The organism is Acrocarpospora sp. B8E8 (assembly GCF_039871605.1).
Lineage (GTDB): Bacteria > Actinomycetota > Actinomycetes > Streptosporangiales > Streptosporangiaceae > Acrocarpospora > Acrocarpospora macrocephala.
The window spans coordinates 14,992-33,708 of sequence record NZ_JBDPLV010000042.1 but is presented as its reverse complement, the minus strand read 5'-3'; the positions used below and the strand labels follow the sequence as shown (position 1 = coordinate 33,708).

18 protein-coding genes and 1 pseudogene are annotated in these 18,717 nt (G+C 70.2%); 7 read left to right on the top strand and 12 right to left on the bottom strand.

The genetic code is table 11. The features are described 5' to 3' along the window. Positions 1–38: 38 nt before the first annotated feature. From ABGB08_RS33260 to ABGB08_RS33230, 7 genes are all read right to left on the bottom strand, one after another. Positions 39–1,352, bottom strand: a complete 1,314-nt coding sequence (locus ABGB08_RS33260; RefSeq protein WP_347598446.1) for an MFS transporter — start codon at positions 1,350–1,352, stop codon at positions 39–41. 40 nt (positions 1,353–1,392) lie between these two features. Continuing rightward, on the bottom strand, positions 1,393–1,521 hold the full coding sequence (locus tag ABGB08_RS33255) for a hypothetical protein (protein ID WP_347598443.1): 129 nt from the start codon (positions 1,519–1,521) through the stop codon (positions 1,393–1,395). Further along, a complete protein-coding gene (locus ABGB08_RS33250) occupies positions 1,511–3,637 on the bottom strand; it encodes a xanthine dehydrogenase family protein molybdopterin-binding subunit (protein ID WP_347598440.1) in 2,127 nt (708 codons plus the stop codon). The genes ABGB08_RS33255 and ABGB08_RS33250 overlap by 11 nt, the downstream gene beginning before the upstream one ends. Then, positions 3,634–4,626 carry a xanthine dehydrogenase family protein subunit M gene (locus ABGB08_RS33245; RefSeq protein ID WP_347598437.1) on the bottom strand — a complete coding sequence of 331 codons (993 nt, stop codon included), beginning with the start codon at positions 4,624–4,626 and terminating at the stop codon, positions 3,634–3,636. Before ABGB08_RS33245 ends, ABGB08_RS33250 begins: the two co-directional genes overlap by 4 nt. Further along, entirely contained in the window at positions 4,623–5,165 is a 543-nt protein-coding gene (locus ABGB08_RS33240; RefSeq protein ID WP_347598434.1) for a 2Fe-2S iron-sulfur cluster-binding protein, read from the bottom strand. Before ABGB08_RS33240 ends, ABGB08_RS33245 begins: the two co-directional genes overlap by 4 nt. Positions 5,166–5,167: 2 nt before the next feature. Beyond that, positions 5,168–5,470 (bottom strand): hypothetical protein, encoded by a 303-nt coding sequence (locus ABGB08_RS33235; protein WP_347598431.1) that lies wholly within the window; start codon positions 5,468–5,470, stop codon positions 5,168–5,170. Positions 5,471–5,719: 249 nt separating this feature from the next. Further along, positions 5,720–6,604: an AraC family transcriptional regulator gene (locus ABGB08_RS33230; protein ID WP_347598428.1), complete on the bottom strand. Its 885-nt coding sequence runs from the start codon at positions 6,602–6,604 to the stop codon at positions 5,720–5,722. Between the two features lie 54 nt (positions 6,605–6,658). Here ABGB08_RS33230 and ABGB08_RS33225 point away from each other — a divergent pair, with 54 nt between their 5' ends. Next, entirely contained in the window at positions 6,659–6,799 is a 141-nt protein-coding gene (locus ABGB08_RS33225; protein ID WP_347598425.1) for a hypothetical protein, read from the top strand. Positions 6,800–6,850: 51 nt separating this feature from the next. On the opposite strand, the gene ABGB08_RS33220 is transcribed toward ABGB08_RS33225, so the two are convergent. Further along, positions 6,851–7,288, bottom strand: a complete 438-nt coding sequence (locus tag ABGB08_RS33220) for a hypothetical protein (protein WP_347598422.1) — start codon at positions 7,286–7,288, stop codon at positions 6,851–6,853. A 166-nt stretch (positions 7,289–7,454) separates the two neighbouring features. On the opposite strand from ABGB08_RS33220, the gene ABGB08_RS33215 reads away from it, so the two are divergent. Beyond that, positions 7,455–7,583, top strand: coding sequence for a hypothetical protein (locus ABGB08_RS33215; protein ID WP_347598419.1), 129 nt, complete (start codon positions 7,455–7,457; stop codon positions 7,581–7,583). A gap of 60 nt (positions 7,584–7,643) precedes the next feature. Here ABGB08_RS33215 and ABGB08_RS33210 read toward each other — a convergent pair whose 3' ends face one another. Continuing rightward, positions 7,644–11,708: a hypothetical protein gene (locus ABGB08_RS33210; RefSeq protein ID WP_347598416.1), complete on the bottom strand. Its 4,065-nt coding sequence runs from the start codon at positions 11,706–11,708 to the stop codon at positions 7,644–7,646. 295 nt (positions 11,709–12,003) lie between these two features. Here ABGB08_RS33210 and ABGB08_RS33205 point away from each other — a divergent pair, with 295 nt between their 5' ends. Next, positions 12,004–12,240, top strand: coding sequence for a hypothetical protein (locus tag ABGB08_RS33205; RefSeq protein WP_347598413.1), 237 nt, complete (start codon positions 12,004–12,006; stop codon positions 12,238–12,240). Positions 12,241–12,629: 389 nt separating this feature from the next. Here ABGB08_RS33205 and ABGB08_RS33200 read toward each other — a convergent pair whose 3' ends face one another. Next, complete coding sequence (locus ABGB08_RS33200; RefSeq protein WP_347598410.1) at positions 12,630–13,028, bottom strand: hypothetical protein; 399 nt, start codon at positions 13,026–13,028, stop codon at positions 12,630–12,632. Between the two features lie 156 nt (positions 13,029–13,184). Between ABGB08_RS33200 and ABGB08_RS33195 the strand changes: the two genes are divergently transcribed. The 3 genes from ABGB08_RS33195 (at position 13,185) to ABGB08_RS33185 (ending at position 17,068) form a co-directional block, all read left to right on the top strand. Continuing rightward, positions 13,185–14,321: a sensor histidine kinase gene (locus ABGB08_RS33195; RefSeq protein WP_155351824.1), complete on the top strand. Its 1,137-nt coding sequence runs from the start codon at positions 13,185–13,187 to the stop codon at positions 14,319–14,321. Next, a complete protein-coding gene (locus ABGB08_RS33190) occupies positions 14,318–14,974 on the top strand; it encodes a response regulator transcription factor (RefSeq protein WP_347598406.1) in 657 nt (218 codons plus the stop codon). Before ABGB08_RS33195 ends, ABGB08_RS33190 begins: the two co-directional genes overlap by 4 nt. A gap of 87 nt (positions 14,975–15,061) precedes the next feature. After that, the gene (locus ABGB08_RS33185) at positions 15,062–17,068 is read left to right on the top strand and encodes an alpha/beta hydrolase (protein WP_347598403.1); all 2,007 of its coding nucleotides are present in this window, start codon (positions 15,062–15,064) and stop codon (positions 17,066–17,068) included. Between the two features lie 166 nt (positions 17,069–17,234). Here the strand turns inward: ABGB08_RS33185 and ABGB08_RS33180 are convergent. Next, a pseudogene (locus ABGB08_RS33180) lies at positions 17,235–17,453 on the bottom strand (thiamine pyrophosphate-dependent enzyme); the annotation flags it as partial. A 262-nt stretch (positions 17,454–17,715) separates the two neighbouring features. Between ABGB08_RS33180 and ABGB08_RS33175 the strand changes: the two are divergent. Beyond that, positions 17,716–18,174 (top strand): Lrp/AsnC family transcriptional regulator, encoded by a 459-nt coding sequence (locus tag ABGB08_RS33175; RefSeq protein WP_347598401.1) that lies wholly within the window; start codon positions 17,716–17,718, stop codon positions 18,172–18,174. A 76-nt stretch (positions 18,175–18,250) separates the two neighbouring features. Here the strand turns inward: ABGB08_RS33175 and ABGB08_RS33170 are convergent, their stop codons facing one another. Beyond that, complete coding sequence (locus ABGB08_RS33170) at positions 18,251–18,571, bottom strand: hypothetical protein (RefSeq protein ID WP_347598398.1); 321 nt, start codon at positions 18,569–18,571, stop codon at positions 18,251–18,253. Positions 18,572–18,717 lie beyond the last annotated feature (146 nt).

Below are 18,717 nucleotides of genomic sequence, written 5' to 3'. Positions count from 1 at the left end.
CTTCTGACGGGGTGCCTCCAGGAACGAGAACCCTGCTGTCACGGTCGTGCTGGTAGGAAGAAGGAGGCCAGGACCGCGAGGATGCCCACCCCGGCGCAGACCGCGAAGCCCGTGGAGAAGGCCAGGCCGCTCCCTTCCGACAGGACGAGCGCGATGACGGCGGTGCCGAGGCTGCTGCCGACGGTTCTGGCGATGCTGTTGACGCTCGTCGCCTCGCCGGTGTTGCCCGCGGGGACGGCGTCGATGATCGCGTTGGGCATGGCCGCGAACGCCAGGCCGATGCCCGCGCCGGTGAGTGCCCCGGCCGCCAGGATCTGCCAGGCCTCCTCGTGCGCGAAGGTGAGCAGCACGAACGCGCCCGCGACCGCCGCGGCCCCGGCGACCGTCGGCGGCCGGGGCCCGTGACGGCGCACCAGCACACCGGCCAGCGGCCCGGAGACCAGCATCGTCAGCGTCGTGGGCAGCAGGAACAGGCCGGCCTCGGTGACGGTCACGCCGAACCCGCCGTCCGGCAGCAGGAGCAGGGCCGGCACCAGCAGGAACGTGCCGAACATCGCGAACCCCAGCAGCAGGCTGACCAGGTCGGCGGCCCAGACGCCCCGGGGCCGCAGCAGCCGCAGGTCGATCAGCGGCTCGCGTATCCGGCGTTCGACCCGGACGAACAGCGGCAGCGCGAGCAGCCCCATGCCGAGCAGCGTGAGGGTCGCGGGGTGCCGCCAGCCCCAGTCGCCGGCCTTGCTGATCGCCAGGAGCAGGGCCACCAGCGACACCGAGAGCAGCGCGGCGCCCGGCAGGTCGAGACGGCCGGGCGAACGCCGCCCCCGGCCGGGCACCCCGGCGGCCGCTCCGGCCAGCGCGACGGCGATGACGATCAGGGAGAACCAGAACAACCAGTGCCACGACAGGTGGTCCACGACCGGCCCCGCGGCCACGATGCCGACCCCCGCGCCGACCCCGACCATCGCCGACAGCAGCCCGATGACGACGCTGACCCGCTCCCGCGGCAGCTCGTCCCGCACGATGCCGATGGACAGTGGCATGATCGCTCCGGCCGCCCCCTGAAGGGCACGCGCCACGACGAGCGTCGCGAGGTCCGTCGCCAGCGCGGCCAGCAGCGTCCCGGCCGCCAGCAGCCCGAGCACGGCCAGCAGCACCAGGCGTTTGCCCATCATGTCGCCGAGCCGGCCGAGGACGGGCGTCAGCACCGAGGCCGACAGCAGATAGGCGGTGACCACCCAGCTGGCGTCGGCAGTGGAGACGCCCAGGTCACGGGCGATGGCCGGGAGCGCCGGGGCGACCAGCGACTGCAGCACCGAGAACGCCAGCCCGCCCAGCGACAGGGACAGCAGCATGACCGCGGACCCGGAACGGGGCCGTGCCTCCCCGCCGAGCTCAAGCATGCGCGACGGTCGCGCCGAGCGGCCGGGACCCGGGGCCGTCCCGGCCCACCAGCCGGGCCGGCACGACCCGCCGGCCCGCCCGGCGCCCGGCCAGGGCGAACGGCCACACCTCACGCGACACCGACGGCGCCCCGCACCTCGGCGCCCTCGTCCTCCAGCACCCGGTCCAGGCGGATCGGGAGCGTGCGCTGACGTACGCCGGTGGCGTGCCAGACGGCGTTGGCGATCGCGGCAGCCGTGCCGGCCGTGCCGATCTCGCCGAGGCCGTTGAGACCCAGCGGGTCCTGCGGCTCGTAGTCGGGCACGAATTCAGCCTCGATGTCCGGCACGTCGGCGTGCGCGGCGATGTGATAGCCGGCGAAGTCGGGGTTGACCTGCCTGCCGGTGGCCGGATCGCGCACGCCCTCCTCGTGCAAGGCCATCGACAGGCCCATGATCATTCCGCCGACGACCTGGCTGCGGGCCAGCAACGGGTTGATCACCCGGCCGACGGCGAACATGCCGAGCATCCTGCGCACGCGTACCTCACCGGTCGCCGGGTCGACGCTCACCTCCGCGAACACCGCGCTGAAGGTGTGCCGTTCCGTCGCGGGCTGGTAGTCGATCAGCGCCGTGGTGTCGACGGTGGTCGTCACCGGCCGGGCCGGGTCGCCGAGCCGTTCGCGCAGCTTCGCGGCGGCCTGGGTGATCGCGAACGACCAGGACGTCGTGCCGCGGGAGCCGCCGGCGTTCCAGGCCATGCTGAGGTCGCTGTCGGCGATCCGGATCCGGACCCGCTCGGTCCCGACGCCCAGCGTGTCGGCCGCCACGGCGGTCAGGGCGGTGCGTGCCCCGGTGCCGATGTCGGTCGCGCCGACGGCCACGGTGAAGGTGCCGTCGGCCTCGGCCGTGATCGACGCCGTCGAGGGGAAGACGCCGGCGCTGAAGCAGGTGGCGGCTAGTCCGGTGCCGATGAGCAGCCGTCCTTCGCGGCGCGTCCGGGGCCGGCGGTCACGCCCGGCCCAGCCGAACCGGCGGGCCCCCTCCCGCAGGCACGCCACCGAGCGGCGGCTGCTGAACGGCAGCCCGGACACCGGGCCGACGGCGGGCTGGTTGCGCAGCCGCAGGTCGAGCGGGTCGAGGCCGAGCCGTTCCGCGACCTCGTCCATGGCCGATTCGAGGGCGAACGACCCGGGCGTCGCACCGGGCCCGCGCATCGGGCTCGGCGGCAGGATGTCGAGCGGGACGGCGGTCAGCTCGGTGCGGATCGCCGGGGCCGCGTACAACGTCTTGGCCTGCTCGGTGCACCACTCGATGTACTCGGCCAGCGGGGACAGCGCGAACGCCGGGCGGTGGTGGACGGCGCGCAGGCGGCCGTCGGCGTCGGCGCCGATACGCAGCCACTGGTCGGTCGGCGGGCGCAGCGCGGTGGCCAGGAACACCTGCTCGCGGGTGAGCACGACGCGGACGGGACGCCCGAAAGACCGGCTCGCCATCGCGGCGAGGATCATCTGCGGGCCGCACAGTCCCTTGGCGCCGAAACCGCCGCCGACGTGCTCGGCCCTGATGTGCACGTGGTCCCTGTCGACGCCGAACAACGTCGACAGGACCTGCGACACGCTGAACGGCCCCTGGTTGGAGTCCACGGCGTGCAGGTGGCCGTCCTGCCACCACGCGGTCGCGGCGTGCGGCTCCATCGCGGAGCAGTTCTCTTCGGGGGTGCGGTACCGCTCGTCCACCACGACGGCCGAGGCGGCCAGTTCGGCCTCGATGTCGCCGGTGTCGGCCTCCGGGCCGAAGGCGGTGGACGCCGCGCGGGCGGCGGGGTGGTCGAGCCGGAAGTCCACGTCGTGCGGGTACGGCTCGTAGGTCACCACGACCGCCCCGGCGGCGGCCCGCGCCTGTTCGGGTGTCTCCGCCACGACCAGCACGACCGGGCGGCCGGCGTACGGGACGACGTCGTCCTGCAACAGCAGCAGACTGCCGTCGGGGCCGAAATAGTTGCCCGCCCGGGGGTCGAGCCGGGGCGCGTTGCGGTGGTCGAGCACGCCGAGCACGCCGGGCATGCCGAGCGCGGCCGAGGCGTCGACGGCGCTGATCCGGCCCCTGGCGACGGTGGCGGTGATCATCCAGCCGTGGGCGAGGTCCGGCGCGGGTTCGTCGGCGGCGTACCGGGCGGCGCCGGTGACCTTGAGGCGGCCCTCGATCCGGGGGCGGGCGTCGCCGATGGCGGCGGTGGCCGGTTGTTCGGTGGTCATCGTCCGTCCTTCTCTGCGAGTTCGGTCAGCACGGCCTCGATGAGGTTGCGCGCCAGCGTCACCTTGTACGCGTTGCCGGGCAGCGGGTCCGCGACGGCCAGTTCCGCCTCGGCCGCGCCGCGGAACCGGTCGGGAGTGGCGGGCGCGTCCCGCAGCACCTCCTCGGCGGCACGGGCCCGCCACGGGCGTGAGGCCACCCCGCCGAGCGCGATGCGCGCGTCCCGCACGAAGCCGTCGTGGACGTCCAGGGCGACCGCGACCGACACGGTGGCGAAGGCGTACGACGCGCGCTCGCGGACCTTCCGGTAGCGCGACCGCCGGGCGGCGGCGACCGGCGGTAGGACGATCTCGGTGATCAGCGCGCCGGGCGGCAACGCCGTCTCCAGGTCGGGGCGGTCGCCGACCGGCAGGTAGAAGTCCGCCAGCGGGATCTCGCCGGGGCCGTCGAGCGTCTCGTACCGGACCACCGCCTCGAACGCGGCCAGCGGCACCGCCATGTCCGAGGGGTGGGTCGCCGCGCAGTGGCCGGTCCAGCCGAGGACGGCGTGGTTGTGGTGCGCGCCGGTGATCGCCGCACAGCCGCTGCCGGGCGCGCGCTTGTTGCACGGTTGCGACAGGTCCGCGAAGTATCCGCAGCGGGTGCGCTGGAGCAGGTTGCCGCCGACCGTGGCCATGTTCCGCAACTGGCCCGACGCGCCCGCCAGCACTGCCTGGCTCAGCGCCGGATACCGGCGACGCACTTCGGGGTGGGCGGCGGCGTCGCTGTTGGTGGTGGTCGCGCCGATGGCCAGGCCGCCGTCCGGGGTCTCGCGTACGCCGCCCAGGGGGAGTCGCCGCACGTCCACCAGGCGGCCGGGCGTCTCGACCCCGTGTTTCATCAGGTCGACGAGGTTGGTGCCGCCGCCCAGGTACCGGGCGTCGTCGTGCTCGGCGACCAGGGTGAGGGCCTCGCGGACCCCGGCGGCGCGCCGGTAGGAGAACTCCCTCATCCCGTCACCGCCTCACGCGCGGCGGTCTCGAGCACGGCGCGCACGATCGACGGGTACGCGCCGCAGCGGCACAGGTTGCCGCTCATCCGCTCGCGCACTTCCGCCGCGTCGAGTTCCGTCGGCGGCCCGTCGGGGGAGACGTCGGCGGTGGCGGCGCTCGGCCAGCCCGCCGCGTGTTCGGCCAGCGCGCCGACCGCCGAGCAGAGTTGCCCCGGCGTGCAGAACCCGCACTGGAACCCGTCCAGCCGCACGAACGCCTCCTGGATCGGCCGCAACCCGCCCTCGCCAGAAAGGCCCTCGACCGTGGTGACGCGCGCGCCCTCGGCGGCGACGGCCAGCGTCAGGCAGGACACCACCCGCCGGCCGTCGGCCAGGACGGTGCACGCGCCGCACTGCCCGTGGTCGCAGCCCTTCTTCGGGCCGGTGTGACCGACGTCCTCGCGCAGCGCGTCGAGCAGTGTCCTGCGGTTGTCTACGCGGAGCCGGTGGGTCACGTCGTTGACCTCCAGCGTGATCTCGCTGGAGAAGTCATCAGTCATCGTCATTCCTCTCGCCACGCAAAAAGGGCCGAAGGGGTTTCTGGAATGTCGTTCCATGTAATCAGCGGGCGACCGGAAAGGCCTTGTGCGATGGTCGCGACTCCTTGCCTGATTCTCTTTTCCGCCGCCGGTTCCACTGTCGACGCCGCCCGGCGACACCGCATCAGGCATCCGACCACCGCCGGGAACGTGCCGAAGCCGAGGGCCGCTAGCGCCTTCCTGGGACCGGGCGGCAGCCGGTCGAGATCGGCATGCACCGGAGGGAACAGCTGGTTGAGGCAGAGGTAACTGACGTCCGCCTCCAACTCCGATCCCGACGCCCGCAGGACCCGCGTCCCCACCACGGCCGACTTGCCGCAGATCAGCCGCGCCCCGCCGCCGCGTGGTCGAGAATTCGGAAAGCCCGTCGAGTTCCGCCCGGCGTCCGAAGAGTTCGGTATCAGCCATCCACACCCCCCCATCGCGAATGAATGTCCGGGCAGGCTATATCGGCGCGCCTTTACTTCCTATCTCCAGACAGGATCGAGCAAGAGATCGCGAGTTTTGTACAAACGTCATTCCGATTCGAAGGCGTGCAGCCGGGCCGCGTCCTGACTCGGCGGCTCGCCGAATTGACGGCGGTATTCGCGGCTGAACTGCGACGGGCTGTCGTAGCCGACGCGACGGCTGACCCCGGCGATGTCACCGGGCTGGGCGGCCAGCAGCAGCCGGGCCTGCTGGAGCCGGATCTGCTTCTGGAACTGGATCGGGCTCATCTCGGTGACCGCCTGGAAGCTGCGGTGGAAGGTGGACACGCTCATGCCCGCCTGCCGCGCCATCTCCTCGACCCGGAACGTCCGCGCGTAGTTGTCCCGGATCCACCGCACCGCGCGGGCGATGTGACTGAGGCTGCTGTCGGGCAGGCCGAACTGGCGGACGATCTCGCCCTGCTCACCGGTGACGAGCCGCCAGAGGATCTCCCGCTTGATCAGCGGCGCGAGCACGGTGATGTCCCTGGGGGTGTCGAGCAGCCGCAGCAGCCGGACGACGGCGTCGAGGAGTTCGGGCGGCGTGGTGCTGACCGCCAGCCCCGGCGGGGCGGCCGGCCCGGTGTCCGGCAGCTCACCGGGCTTGGCCAGCAGCACTTCGGCGACCGCGGACGGATGCAGGGTCAGCCCGACGCCGAGCCCCGGCGCCCCCGGACTGGCCTCGGTGAAATGGCTGGTCACCGGCAGATCGACAGACGCGACGAGGTAGTGACCGGCGCGGAACTCGTAGATCCGGTCATCTAGCGCGAACCGCTTCGCGCCTTGGGCCACGATGGTGAGCACCTTGCCGTACGTCGTCGGCGTCGGTGGGTAGGGCCGCTCGGCCCGGAACAGAAGGACGTCGTCGATGGCGCAGCTCAAGTCGGGCCGGGCGTACCGATCGATCAGATCGCGCAGTTCGTCGAGAAGCACGGGGCCGATTGAACCACCCATCCGGACAGCGGCGACAGCGCGGCGGCGCTGGCCGTGCGGGGTTCGGCCCCCGGGGCCGACGGGACGGAGTGGGGAGGAGGCAGAGGGGATGGAACCGCGCCACCCGCCCACGACGGCGACGGCGACGGCGCTGTGGTGCTGGGCATCGTGGTGTCGGTCCTGCGCAACGTCTGATCCGCCTCCCCTTCCGGCCGGACGCCGAGCCGGAAGGGGAGAAACGGTCAGCTAGCTGACCCAGCCGCCGCAGAGCCAGGAAGTGGGGAGGGTGTCACCGGTGCCGTAGCAGGCGTGGAACCGCTGCTGGCCGTCCCCGGGGCTGTAGGGAACGCCTGCGGTGTCCACATCGAGGCTGCGGTTCCAGTAGATCTTCCCGCTGGTCTTCGTGTTCGCGGTCAGCCAGCCGTAGCTGCCCCATAGTTGCCGCTCGATCCTCACCCAGAGCGGGATGCAGCAGCTGTCGTCCTGCCACAGGGTGAGGTGTGCCCAGCGTGTACTGCAGCCGGCGCCGCGTACCTGCACGCTGCGGGTGCCCCAGGCCTTGAAGCTGCCGGGGACCTGGCCCCCGCACGCCTTCGCGCTCGCGGACTGGGTGGTGACCAGCGGAACGGCCGTGACGAGGAGGAGGGCGACCGCTGCCGACTTCAGTGCTCGTGTGAATCTCATAGCGGTCACTCTCGATCAGTGATCTGTCCCGTCCAAGACCTTTGCGCGGTAATGCAAAGGTCATCCGCGGGTGCCGTCCAGGAGCTTGCGGCCCAGTGGGGTGAGGTCGTGCGGGACGGCCGGTCCGCAGCGGGTGCTGGTGATCAGACCCGCATGCCGGAGAGTCTTGGCGTGGCGGCTCATCGACGCCACCGGCGAGCAGCGCGCCGACCCGCGCCGCGACAGCGGCCTCAGTGCCCGCCCGGATCAGGTCGTCGTGGGCGCCGATCGCCGCCCGGTGCATCTGGTCCAGTAGAGACTGCTCGCGTCCGCGAACTGACCGCGGGGCGCCCCGGTGGCGCCCCGCCGCCCTGGTCTACCAGCCCGTGTAGTTCACCCCCGGACTGCGGAGGTGGGTGTTGAGCACGGTGGCGTAGGCGGTCGCCCCTGTCTTGGTGGGGTGCATGGAACTGCGGCTCGCGCAGTGCCCGTCGTCACCGAGACAGCCGTCGAAGACGTGGTTGATGTCGCCGAAGTCGCCGGGGCCCGTCCTGGTAAACATGACGGGGTTCACCCACTTGACGGTGTCGCACACACCATGGCCGCGGAAGGCCGGGATGGAGTCGGCGAAGGACACCTCGTGTCCCGCGTCCCTCAGGATCCGCACCGTGTCCGCCGCCTCGGCGGCGAAGTACGCGCTGGCCCAGACGAGGGTGGCCTGCGCCTGCGGGTCGAACGTCGAGCACGACGAGTTCATCCCGGACACGTCCGGATAGCCCATCAGCACGATCTTCGCCTTATTCGTGCGGTTCTGCGGGATCGTCTTGGCCTCGATCTGCTGGAGGAGGTTGGCGACGTTCGGCGTCCCGGTGTTGAGCGTCTCGAGCATCCGGTCGCTCAGCTCGCTCTCGTAGGTGCCGCCGCCACAGGTGTTGACGTAGCAGGTCAAGATGACGTCGTCCCAGTCGGTGTCGTTGGCGCCGATGGTCAGGGCCACCAGGGTCGTGTTCTGGTTCAGGAAGCCGCTCTCCAACTGCGCCGCCTCCCGGAACCTGCCCTCGGCATCGCCGCGGTAGTCCGACCAGTCTCCGATCGGCCGCGGCAGCCATGACGGCTGGGGCAGGGTCATGTCCATCATCGTGGCGCCGGAGCAGGCGACGAACGCGAAGTCCAGCTTCGGGTCGAAGGAGTCGGCGAGCTGGCCGATGGTCTGGGTCTCATTCGGCAGGACCGACTGCCTGATCCAGGCGTCCTTGCTGCGCCGGCAGGCGTTCCACCGCGGGGTCTGGTACTCGAAGTCGGTCTCCCGGTAGTAGTTCCCGACGCCCTCACCCGAGGTGATGGAGTCGCCCATGGCCACGACGAAGTGCTTGGGCTTCTTCTTGAGCACCTGGAAGGCGATCGCGTCCCAGGAGATGGCAGCCGAGCCGTCACCCTCCAGGTTCAGGTTGGTGAGCGACACCTTGGGCGTTCCGGCGAACTGGAAGACGCCCAGGTTGTACCACTCGTTCTGCTCCCGGCTCTGGTTCAGCCAGCGCTTCTCCACCTGGTTGTTCCCCAGTTCGACGGTGTACGGAGCCTGCTGGGTCTCCGCCCGCCGCTTCGGGATGTGCACCAGGACCCGGGCCCAGTCGTTGATGGCCCGGTCGAGCGTCCAGGTGCCGGTCACCTGCATCACGTTGCCGTTGTTGGCCCAGGCCCGGGTGTACCCGAACCACTCGTGACCGCCGAACCCGTTGCCGAGCTGCTGGAAGTCGGCCCTGGCCGGCACCCTGCCCGCGGAGTCCTGGTTGAACTCGAACGACAACGTCCCGTGGTTGGTCCACTGGGAGTTGTCGCACCCGCCGCGGATCGCGGGAACGGTCACGTCGTCGACGATCAGAACCTCCTTCGTATCCCCGACGGCGGACGGCAGCCCGGGTGTCATGCAGGGCGTCCACTGGTCGGTGGGTTCGACGCGCTCAGTGCTCGCCCAGGTCGAGTCGTAACGCAGGGACGCCTCGTTGCCGCACTCGGACGGGCAGGACTTCCACGACTTGGGCAGGTGCCACCAGCACTTGGAGTCCGCCCGCTGGCACGTGCCGCGGAAGTTGCCCGCCTCCGGCTGGCACTCGTTGTTGTCAGGTCCCGCCGAGGTCGGCACGCAGAAGGCGTTGACGTCGACGAACGACGGAGTGGAGGGGGCGATCGGCACGATCGAGGTGCGCCTGTCGTCGGTGGTCCACCACGCGTAGTTGTACCCGCCCTCGGTGACAGGGTTCCCGGCGGAGTCCAGGTAGGTCTTGGCGATCGGCCACGCCGCCCAGCCCAGAACCTTCTCCTGGTACGGCCAGTCCTGCGGGTGCCCCGCGTCCGCGTAGCTGTTGAAGTTCAGGAAGGGGTGGCGGTCCGGCCGGTACGCGGGGTTGGCGGGATTGTTCAGCCAGCCCACACCCCACGCGCCGTTGTTCGGCGTGTTGTTGGCGTCCCGTCCCCATGCGTCGGCCTTGACGTGCCAGCCGGAGTTGTAGGCCCAGACGGCGAGATACCAGTTCTCGATCTTCGACGGGTCACCGTTGTTGATCTTCGCCAGGCCGTTGGTGTCGGTCCAGATCTGGTTCCACTTGCTCGCCAGGGTGGACATCCCCGCGGCGATGTTGGTGACGTAGTCGATCGCCACCCGCTTCTGCTTGTCGGCGCTCCACGACGAGCCGGTCTTGCGCATGTTGTCGGTCTGCTGCGAGATGCCGTACCCGCAGTCGGCCTTGGAGAAGTCCACGTCCCAGTCGTTGGACGGGTTGTTGTCGTAGATGTTCACGCCGTAGTAGTTGCCGACGAGCGGGTTGCCGGTCTCGCCCTCCTGCACGCTCCGCTGGGCCTGCCAGAGGTTGGACTCCTGCGCCAGGATGCCGAACATGATCGACACCGGGATGCGGCCGCCGCCCTGCAGGTCCGGGGCGGGGAACTCGGTCTGCGGGTTCCACCCGGGCAGCCCCGAGCCTTTCCAGCCGTTCGTCCGCCACACGTTCAGCCGGTTCTTGAAGACGAGCTGATCAACCGCCCACTCCACCTGCCGCCAGTGCGGCTGGTACACCTGGATCGCCGGGTCGTTGCGCGGGACGGCGCAGGTGTAGCCCTGGTCGATGGTCCCGGTGACGGCCGTGGTCACGGCGGCGCCCGCTGGCTTGAGGGTCAGCGCCAGCCGGGGGTTGGCCACCAGTCCTGAGCCGGCGTCGGGGGCGAGCCGTTCACCGGGCCGCACTTCGAAGGCGACGTCCGCCTTGGTCCCCACGACTCGTGCGGTGATATCGACAGGCTCGGCGTTCGGCACCTCGATGCTGCCCCCGCGCCTGTCGTCGCCCTGCGTGCCGGTGCCCGGCTCGCCGATGGGCGGCGCACCGGGTCCGGCGCGCAGCCCGCGCCGCGCCGCGGCCGTGATCGCCAGCCCGCCCTCGGAGGAGACCCCGGCCGCCGCCGGCGCGTCCAGCAGTGACACCGCTTGGGGCAGCGCGCTGCGCCGGTCGGCCTTGCCCACGAGGAAGACGCGTCCGTTGCTTCCGGGCCGCACCGTCAACTGCCCGAGCTGCCCCGACGCCAGCTCCCGGGTCCGCCCGCCCAGGTACTGCTGGATCTTGACGGACGCGCCGTCGCGGGCGGCGAAGGCCACGCCGCCGTCGGCGGTCGCGTGCAGGTCGTAGGGCAGTGAGCCGGTGGCCGCGAGCTGCTTGAGCTCTCCGCCGTTCCGCACCTCCACCAGTCGGGCCCCGTCGGCCGCGACCAGCGTGTCCCCGACCGGAATGGCCGAGGTGAGCTGGCCGGAAGCCACGACGGTCCGGGCCACGCGCCTGGTGGCGGTGTCCACCATGAGCAGACGTGTGGTGTTGCGTTGCTCGCTTACGCCCTGCGTGAGCGCGACCGTGTCGCCGGCCCCGCAGCCCGGGTTGAAGTAGGCGAGCGTCACCTGATCCTTGAGCTTGGTGACGGCGCCGGTCGTGGCGTCGATGATCGCGGCGAAGGCGCCCCGGCTGAACAGCCAGGAGCGGTTGGTGAAGTAGCGCGGCGCATAGACGGCCACGATCTTGGTGCCGGATCCGGTGAGGCAGGCGTTGCCGATCCACTGGTCGGTGTCCATGCCGGGCTCGCTGAGCGTGGCGACGGTGCGCCACTGGTAGCCCGTGGCGGCCGTCGCCGTGAGCACGTGGAACCCGGTCGCGTCGCCGGATGTGGTGACGGCGATATCGGTTGATTTCTGCCAGTTCATTCCCAACACGCGGTCGCGCTGGGCCGGCTGGACGGACGATCGGTCGAGGTCCTGACCTGGGGCTGTGGCCGGCTCGGGAGAGGCTTGGACGGCGTGGGCCGTCGTGGGGGCGGCCAGCGCGTTGTTCGCCGGGGTGATCAGTGTGGTCAGACAGGCGGCGATCGTGGCGCCTGTCAGCAGCCGCCGCCGGTGGTGTCTCATGACGCTCCAGGGGTTGGGATGACGGAGAGAGAAAGCGAAGACCGGACCGTCACGCCGGAGGGCCGACGCCGCGTTTCCCGACAGCATCACCAGCCCGCCTTGACACGGTCTTGCCACGAATATTCGGTGGTTCCGCGGCCGGGCGCTGATCCACACTCGCGTTCATGGACGACACGCTGCGGGACGAGGTGTTCGGGCCGTTCCGTGCTCTGGACTGGGACGACCAGGACGCCGTTTCCGACTACTTCGTCAGTTGCGCCGTCCTGTTCCAGGACCTCTTCGACCCGCCGACGTCATGGCCGTGGCGCGCCAGATGTGGGGTCGAGAAGGACCAGGTCTGGCGATCGGTCACCGAAGCAGGGTTCGATCACGAGAGTTCGCCGTCTACGTCTGGCGTTCGGTGCGGCTCAACGCCGACACCAAAACCAGGAAGTCACGCCGCAAGCTGGAAATCCCCGACCAAGCCGCACAAGAGCTCCGCCAGCACCACACCCGCCAGGCCGCACGCCAGCTCAAAGCGGGCAAAGCGTGACAGGACCACAACATGGTCTGGCCGGCGTGACCGCTCACCCGAGCGGGGTGTGGGTCGTGCAGCAGGCCAGAAACTTCCTCATGGACATCGGCGAGCGGATGGTTCTCCTGCCCCTCCGGAGAAGACCACGTACGGTGCTATTAGGATGATTCATCCCACGCCACCAGGTCCCTCGGGCCTGTACGAAACGTCGGAGAGAGCATCATGCTTGAAGGACAGCCCATTCAGTGTGGGACATGCCATGGTGTGCACACTCCGGCACCGGCCGAGGATTGCACTCCGGCGAGGGGCCGGTTGATCGTCTCCCATGGATACTGCCGCGGCGACTGTTCGACGGCGGCCGGTAACGTGCGGCCCGAAGGGATCATCCCCCCAAGCCGCAGCAGCGCTCAAACAATGGGGGAGCCATCGCTGGACCTGTTTCGCGCCCAGCAACGGTAGCTCCATCCCGCCGCGCGGTCCATGTGGTGGCTGGAGTTCGCCAGTACCTGTACACCTAGGTTCTGCGTGCGCGGACAAGCCGGCACCGGGGGACTGCCGTCCTCGCGTCGGCCCAGGGCCGTCAAGGGGACCGTCGTCACGGTGAATCCGGCCGCTGTCAGGTCGTTGCGGACCGCGTGCAGCCGGCAGGTGCCGTAGTACATGACGAACGGGGGATGCCACACGGCGTTTCGTACCTGCATGGCCAGGTCGAATCCGAGCAGCGCCCAGTACCGGCCCGATGCGATGGGCGGCGGCGCGCCGATCGGGAAGGCGAAGAGCCCGTCAGGCCGTAACGCGCGGTACACCCCGGCGAGAGGAAGAACCCGAGGAACTCGCCGCGAAGAGCGATGCCGAGATCGCCGCGGCGGCGGCCCGGTACGACCGGATCACTCCTGCGGACTGCTGGGGTTTGGCTGGTAGCGTGCGTCCATCATGGGCTTTCCTGGTTGGAAGCGCGGCTGGTGAGCGGGCGTACTTCGGCGCTCGCCGTCGATGGCGTGCTGGGGGCCGGCGTTCTGGTGGCGCTGCTGGTTGAGCGGTTCATGCTCGACGCGGCGCCAGCGTCGGGGTGGGATGCCGCGGCCGGGGTGGTGGCGGGCGTGGGGCTCGCGGTGGCGGTGGCGTTGCGGCGGCGGGTTCCGTTCGGTGCCTTTGTGTTGAGCGCGGCGGCGCTTTGTTTTGAGGTGCTTGTCGCGTCGCCTAGCTGGCTGGCGCCGTACGCGAATCTGCTTGGGGTCTTCTCGGTGGCGCTGTATGCCGGTCGCCGGCAGGCGTGGTGGGGGCTGGGGATTCTGCTCGGGTGCATCGGCGTCTACTTTGCCGCCCGCGACGTCACGGCGCCTACCCAGCCGGCGGGGGTTTTGCTGGTGTGGCTGGCTATGTGGTCGGTGGGCTATGCGATGGCGCGGCGGCGCGAGGAGCAGCAGACCGCCCGGCGGCTCATCCAGGAACGGGCGGTGGCCGGTGAGCGGGCCCGCATCGCCCGTGAGCTGCACGATCTCGTCGGCCACACGGTCAATCTCATGCTCATGCAGGCGGGGGCGGGACGGCGGGTGCTGGACAAGGATCCGGCGAAGGCGCGGGGGCTGCTGAGCGATCTGGAGCGGGCCGGGCGGGACGCCCTCACCGAGCTCGATCGGGTGCTCGGGGTTCTGCGCAGCGACGACCCGGACGGGGATCGGCCGGCGGACGCGTCCGGTGTCGCCACGCTGCCCGACCTCGCGCAGCGGATGAGCCAGGCGGGGCTGCGGGTGACCGTCCAGGTCGGGGCCGGTCTCGACCTGCCGCGCAGCCTCGACCTCACGGCGTACCGGATCGTCCAGGAGAGCCTGACCAACGCGCTGAAGCATGCCGATGCCAGCGGCGCCGACGTCACGCTGCGGCGGGACGGGCAGTGGCTGGAGGTGGTGATCCGGGATGACGGGCGCGGGCCGGCGGTCGGCTATCGGCCCGGCCGGGGGCTGCTCGGCATCCGGGAGCGGGTTGCCCTCTTCGAGGGCACGGTGACCTACGGTCCGGCCGGTCGTGGGGGCTTTCAGGTGCATGCCCGGCTGCCGCTGACCTCGGTCACGACTGCTGCCGAGGAGCCGGCTCGATGACCGTACGCGTGTTGCTCGCCGATGACGACGCGTTGCTGCGGGCGGGGGTGGCCGTCGTGCTCGGCACTGCCGAGGGCATCGAAGTCGCGGGTGAGGCGGCCGACGGGTTGCAGGCGGTCGCGCTGTGCCGGTCCCTCGGGCCGGACGTGGTCGTGATGGATGTGCGGATGCCGGGGATCGACGGCATCGAGGCGACCCGGCGGATTGTCGCGGCCGGGTTCCCGACCCGGGTGCTGGTGCTGACGACCTTCCACCACGACGAGTACGTGTGGGGGGCGCTGCAGGCCGGGGCCAGCGGGTTTCTGCTCAAGCGCGCGTCGCCGGAGCGGCTGATCGACGCGATCCACACCCTCGCCTCCGGGGACGCGCTGATCGACCCGGCGGTCACCCGCGAACTGGTCGGGCAGTTCGTCACGCGATCGTCCGCCGGCCGTACGGAATCGCCTGAGTCGCGACGCTTGGCCCAGCTCACCGGGCGTGAGCGGGAGGTGCTGAAGCTGGTCGCCGAGGGCTACTCCAACGCGGAGATCGCCGACCTGCTCACCATCGCGGAGTCGACCATCAAGACGCACGTGAAGCGGATCCTCGCCAAGATCGATGCGCGGGACCGAGCCCAGGCGGTCGTGGTCGCCTACCGCGGCGGCCTGATGTAGGACTCGGGGGGCGTACCCCAGCTGGGGTACGCGCACTGTCCTTCCCGGAGGGACGTCCGGACGGTCGCGAATTTCTAGGTTTCGGGCATGACAAAGCGAACTGTTGCCCGCGCCATCGCCCTCACGGTCATCGGCATCCTCGTTCTCGCCCTCGCCTACCTGAACCTGCGGCCGGAGGACACCCTGGCGGTTCCCGCCGGCGCGCGGCCCGGTTCGCTCACCATGGAGCCCTGCGACTACGACACGGAGGCCGGGACCGTGCCGGCCGACTGCGGCACGCTGGTCGTGCCGGAGAATCGGCGCGACCCGGCGACCGACCTGATCGCCCTGCCGGTGATCAGGATCCGGGCGACCGGGCCCAGTCCGGGGGAACCGATCTTCCGGCTCAACGGCGGGCCGGGCGCCACCAACCTGAAGTTCCCGCAGGCGAGCCGGCTGACCGGCAACCACGATGTGGTCCTGGTCGGATACCGCGGGGTCGACGGGTCGCGGCGGCTCGACTGTCCCGAGGTGACCGAGACCCTGCAATCGTCGGCCGACCTCGCCGGTGCCGAGTCGCTGCGCGCCGCCACCCGGGCCTTCGAGGCGTGCGCCAGCCGGCTGACCGGCGACGGCATCGACCTCACTGGCTACTCGATCCCGCAGCGGGTCGACGACCTGGAGGCCGCGCGCACCGCGCTGGGCTATTCGCGGATCAACCTGATCAGCTCGAGCGCCGGCACGCGGACCGCGATGATCTACTCCTGGCGCTACCCGCGGTCGCTGTTCCGCTCGGCGATGATCTCGGTGAATCCGCCCGGCCACTTCGTCTGGGACCCGCGGATCACCGACCAGCAGTTCGCCCGGTACGCGGAACTGTGCCGCGCGGACGCCAAGTGCTCCGCCCGTACGGATGATCTCGCGGCCTCGATGCGCAGTGCCGCCGCCGACGTCCCGGGCCGCTGGGGACCGCTGCCGATCAAGGAGGGCAACGTCCGGATCGCGGGCATGTACGGCATGTTCCAGAACGGCAAGGGCTCCGCGCCGCTCAACGCGCCCGCCCTGACCGACGCCTACCTGCGCGGCGACGCCGGCTCCTTCTGGGCGCTGTCGACGATCGCCGACCTGGTCGTGCCCGGCTCGTTCGTATGGGGCGAGTTCGCCTCGTTCGGCATGATCGACGCGCCGGCCGCCCAGCGCTACTACGACGCCGGCGGCGACCCCGGCTCGATCCTCGGCAACGCGGCCACCGACCTGCTCTGGGGCGGCCCGTCGGGCTTCTACCAGGTGTGGCCGGACAGCCCCGACAACGCCGAATACCGTACGGTCCGCAAGAGCGACGTCGAGACCCTGCTGATCGGCGGCACCGTCGACTTCTCCACCCCCGCCGAGCTGGCCACCAAGGAGCTGTTGCCGGCGCTGTCCCGGGGCAAGCAGGTGACCCTTCCCGAGCTGGGCCACACCGGCGACTTCTGGGAGCACCAGCTGGAGGCCGGCCAGCAGCTGCTGACCACGTTCTTCGACCAGGGCACGGTGGACTCCTCGCGGTTCGGCCCGCGTCCCGTCGACTTCGAGCCCGCGACGAGCATGTCGGCCATCGGCAAGATCCTGGCCGGCGGCGCCACCGGCGGTGCGCTGCTCGCCGTGCTCCTGCTCGTGGCGATGGCCCGGCACGCCCGCCGGAACGGCGGCTTCCGCCGGCGGACCGGCGTCTGGCTGCGGGTCCTCACGCCGCTGCCGCTCGGCCTCGGCGGATGGTTGCTGGCCGTGCTGCTGGTCTGGGCGATCCGGCCGCAGATCTTCGTGGGCAGCGCCGCGCTCGCCGTGCCCTCGGTCGGCCTGGCCGTGGGGCTCGGCGCCTACGCGGCCTGGACTCGGCGGGGCGGGCCGGCCTGGACCCGGCGTGCGGGCCTGGCCGCAGCGGCCGGCGGGGCCCTGCTCGGCGCGGCCCTCGGCTTCGGCGCGGCGTCGGATCTCGCGTCGCTGCTCACCACGATCGTGGGCGCAGCCGCGGTGGGGAACCTCGCGCTGCTGGCGCTCGACGCGTACATCCACCGGCAGCCGTGCGACGCCCGGCATGACGAGCCGGTGACGGCGCCGGCCGTACCGGCCTGACGCCGGCCAGGAACAGTGCCTGCTCGGCGATCAGGGGGAAAGCGGAGGGAGAGGGCGCAATACAGGCGGAGTTGGTCAAGCTGTCGCGCATCCCGGTCTTGGTGGTGGACGAGGCGGGCTACATCCGTCGAGACCTGCGAAACTTCGTCACCGGACCGGACCGCACCGGATCGACACCGAAGCACCACGCCACCGCGTGCTCTCGGTAGGTCGGGAACACGACATCCTGTGGCCGCAGAGCGGAGCCTGCCCCAACTTGGGCACCCTCCTGACCCAGCATCGACGGCCAGAGCCCGAGTTCGCCCTGACGTTGCAGGGCGATCGCCTCTGTATCGACGCGACGAGCGAGAACCATGTCTCGGTATGCAGCGCGTAGATCCAACGCAGCGGCTCCAGTTGGGACGCGAGGATCCTGACGCAACACGCCCGCTGCGTCGAGGACAGACCACGGAGTGGTCGGGCAGACCTCTGCTGTCATGGGACTCCTTGGCTCATCAGTGCATTTCACTGTGGCGGCCACGAGAACCAGAACGCAATAACTAAGCGCATGTCGGGCGAACTATGATGAATATCTTCGCTGATATTCCCAAATTCTTGATACTATCGATCCTCTAACGGTGGATTTGAGCTCACCAAGAAGGACGCCCATGGATGTGATCGACCGCCAGATCCTTGAGCTTCTGCGAACGAACGCACGGATGCCCGTCAGTGAGATCGCGCGGCGGGTCGGGCTCTCCGGGGCGCCCGTGGCTCGGCGAATCGAGCGCCTTGAAGCAGAAGACGTCATCCAGGGCTATGTGGCGATCGTCAGCGACGCGGCAATCGGGGACCTCGACGCGTTCACCGAGATCCGACTCATTGGAGGCACTGATACCCGACAGATCGAAGAGATCGCCCGGCAGGTGCCCGAGGTCCAGCAGTACTACACGATCGCGGGCGATCCAGATGCCCTCGTCCGGTTCCGCGTGCGCAACGTCGGGCACCTTCAGCAGGTCGTCAACGCCATCCGACGGACCGGTATCGTCGAGGGAACCAAGACTCTCATCGTCATGTCAGCCTGGGACCGGACCCGCACACTGCCATTCAGGGACTCGGACGAGACGTGAAACCGCGCAGACTCATGGTCAACGCATGATGCTCAGCGGCAGGTAGGCGCTGACCTGTGGGATGCTCCTATGTTCGTCAAGCGGTCTTAGCAAGATCTTTTGTCAGGGTCATGTGGGTTTTCGGGTGGGTCAGAACTTTGTAGAGTTCGCGGGCGATGTATCGCTTGAGGCAGCGGATGATCTCTTTCTTGGACAGTCTGCGGGATTCGCATCCACTTCCGGCGTTGGCCATATCGGTGTAGGGGAGTGGCGCGAAGTGGCCAGGCGGGCTGAGAGGTTGCGAGCTTCGCAATCGTCCGCCCGCAATTGCGCATTTGATCATTCGCAAGAGTATGGAGTCGCTGCGATATCGTGTGCGACATCGCAGGCTCATCGCAACATGCAGCTTGACCTGCACGGATGAATTTTCGGCACACGCAGAGTTCTGCGAGGACGGCGGCGCTGGTGGGATCGGCTTCGGCGGTGACGCGGGCGGAGGTCTCACCCAGGCGGACATAGCGGCCGACTATGTGGCCGGTCAGGCGCAAGGTCGAGCCGGCGTTG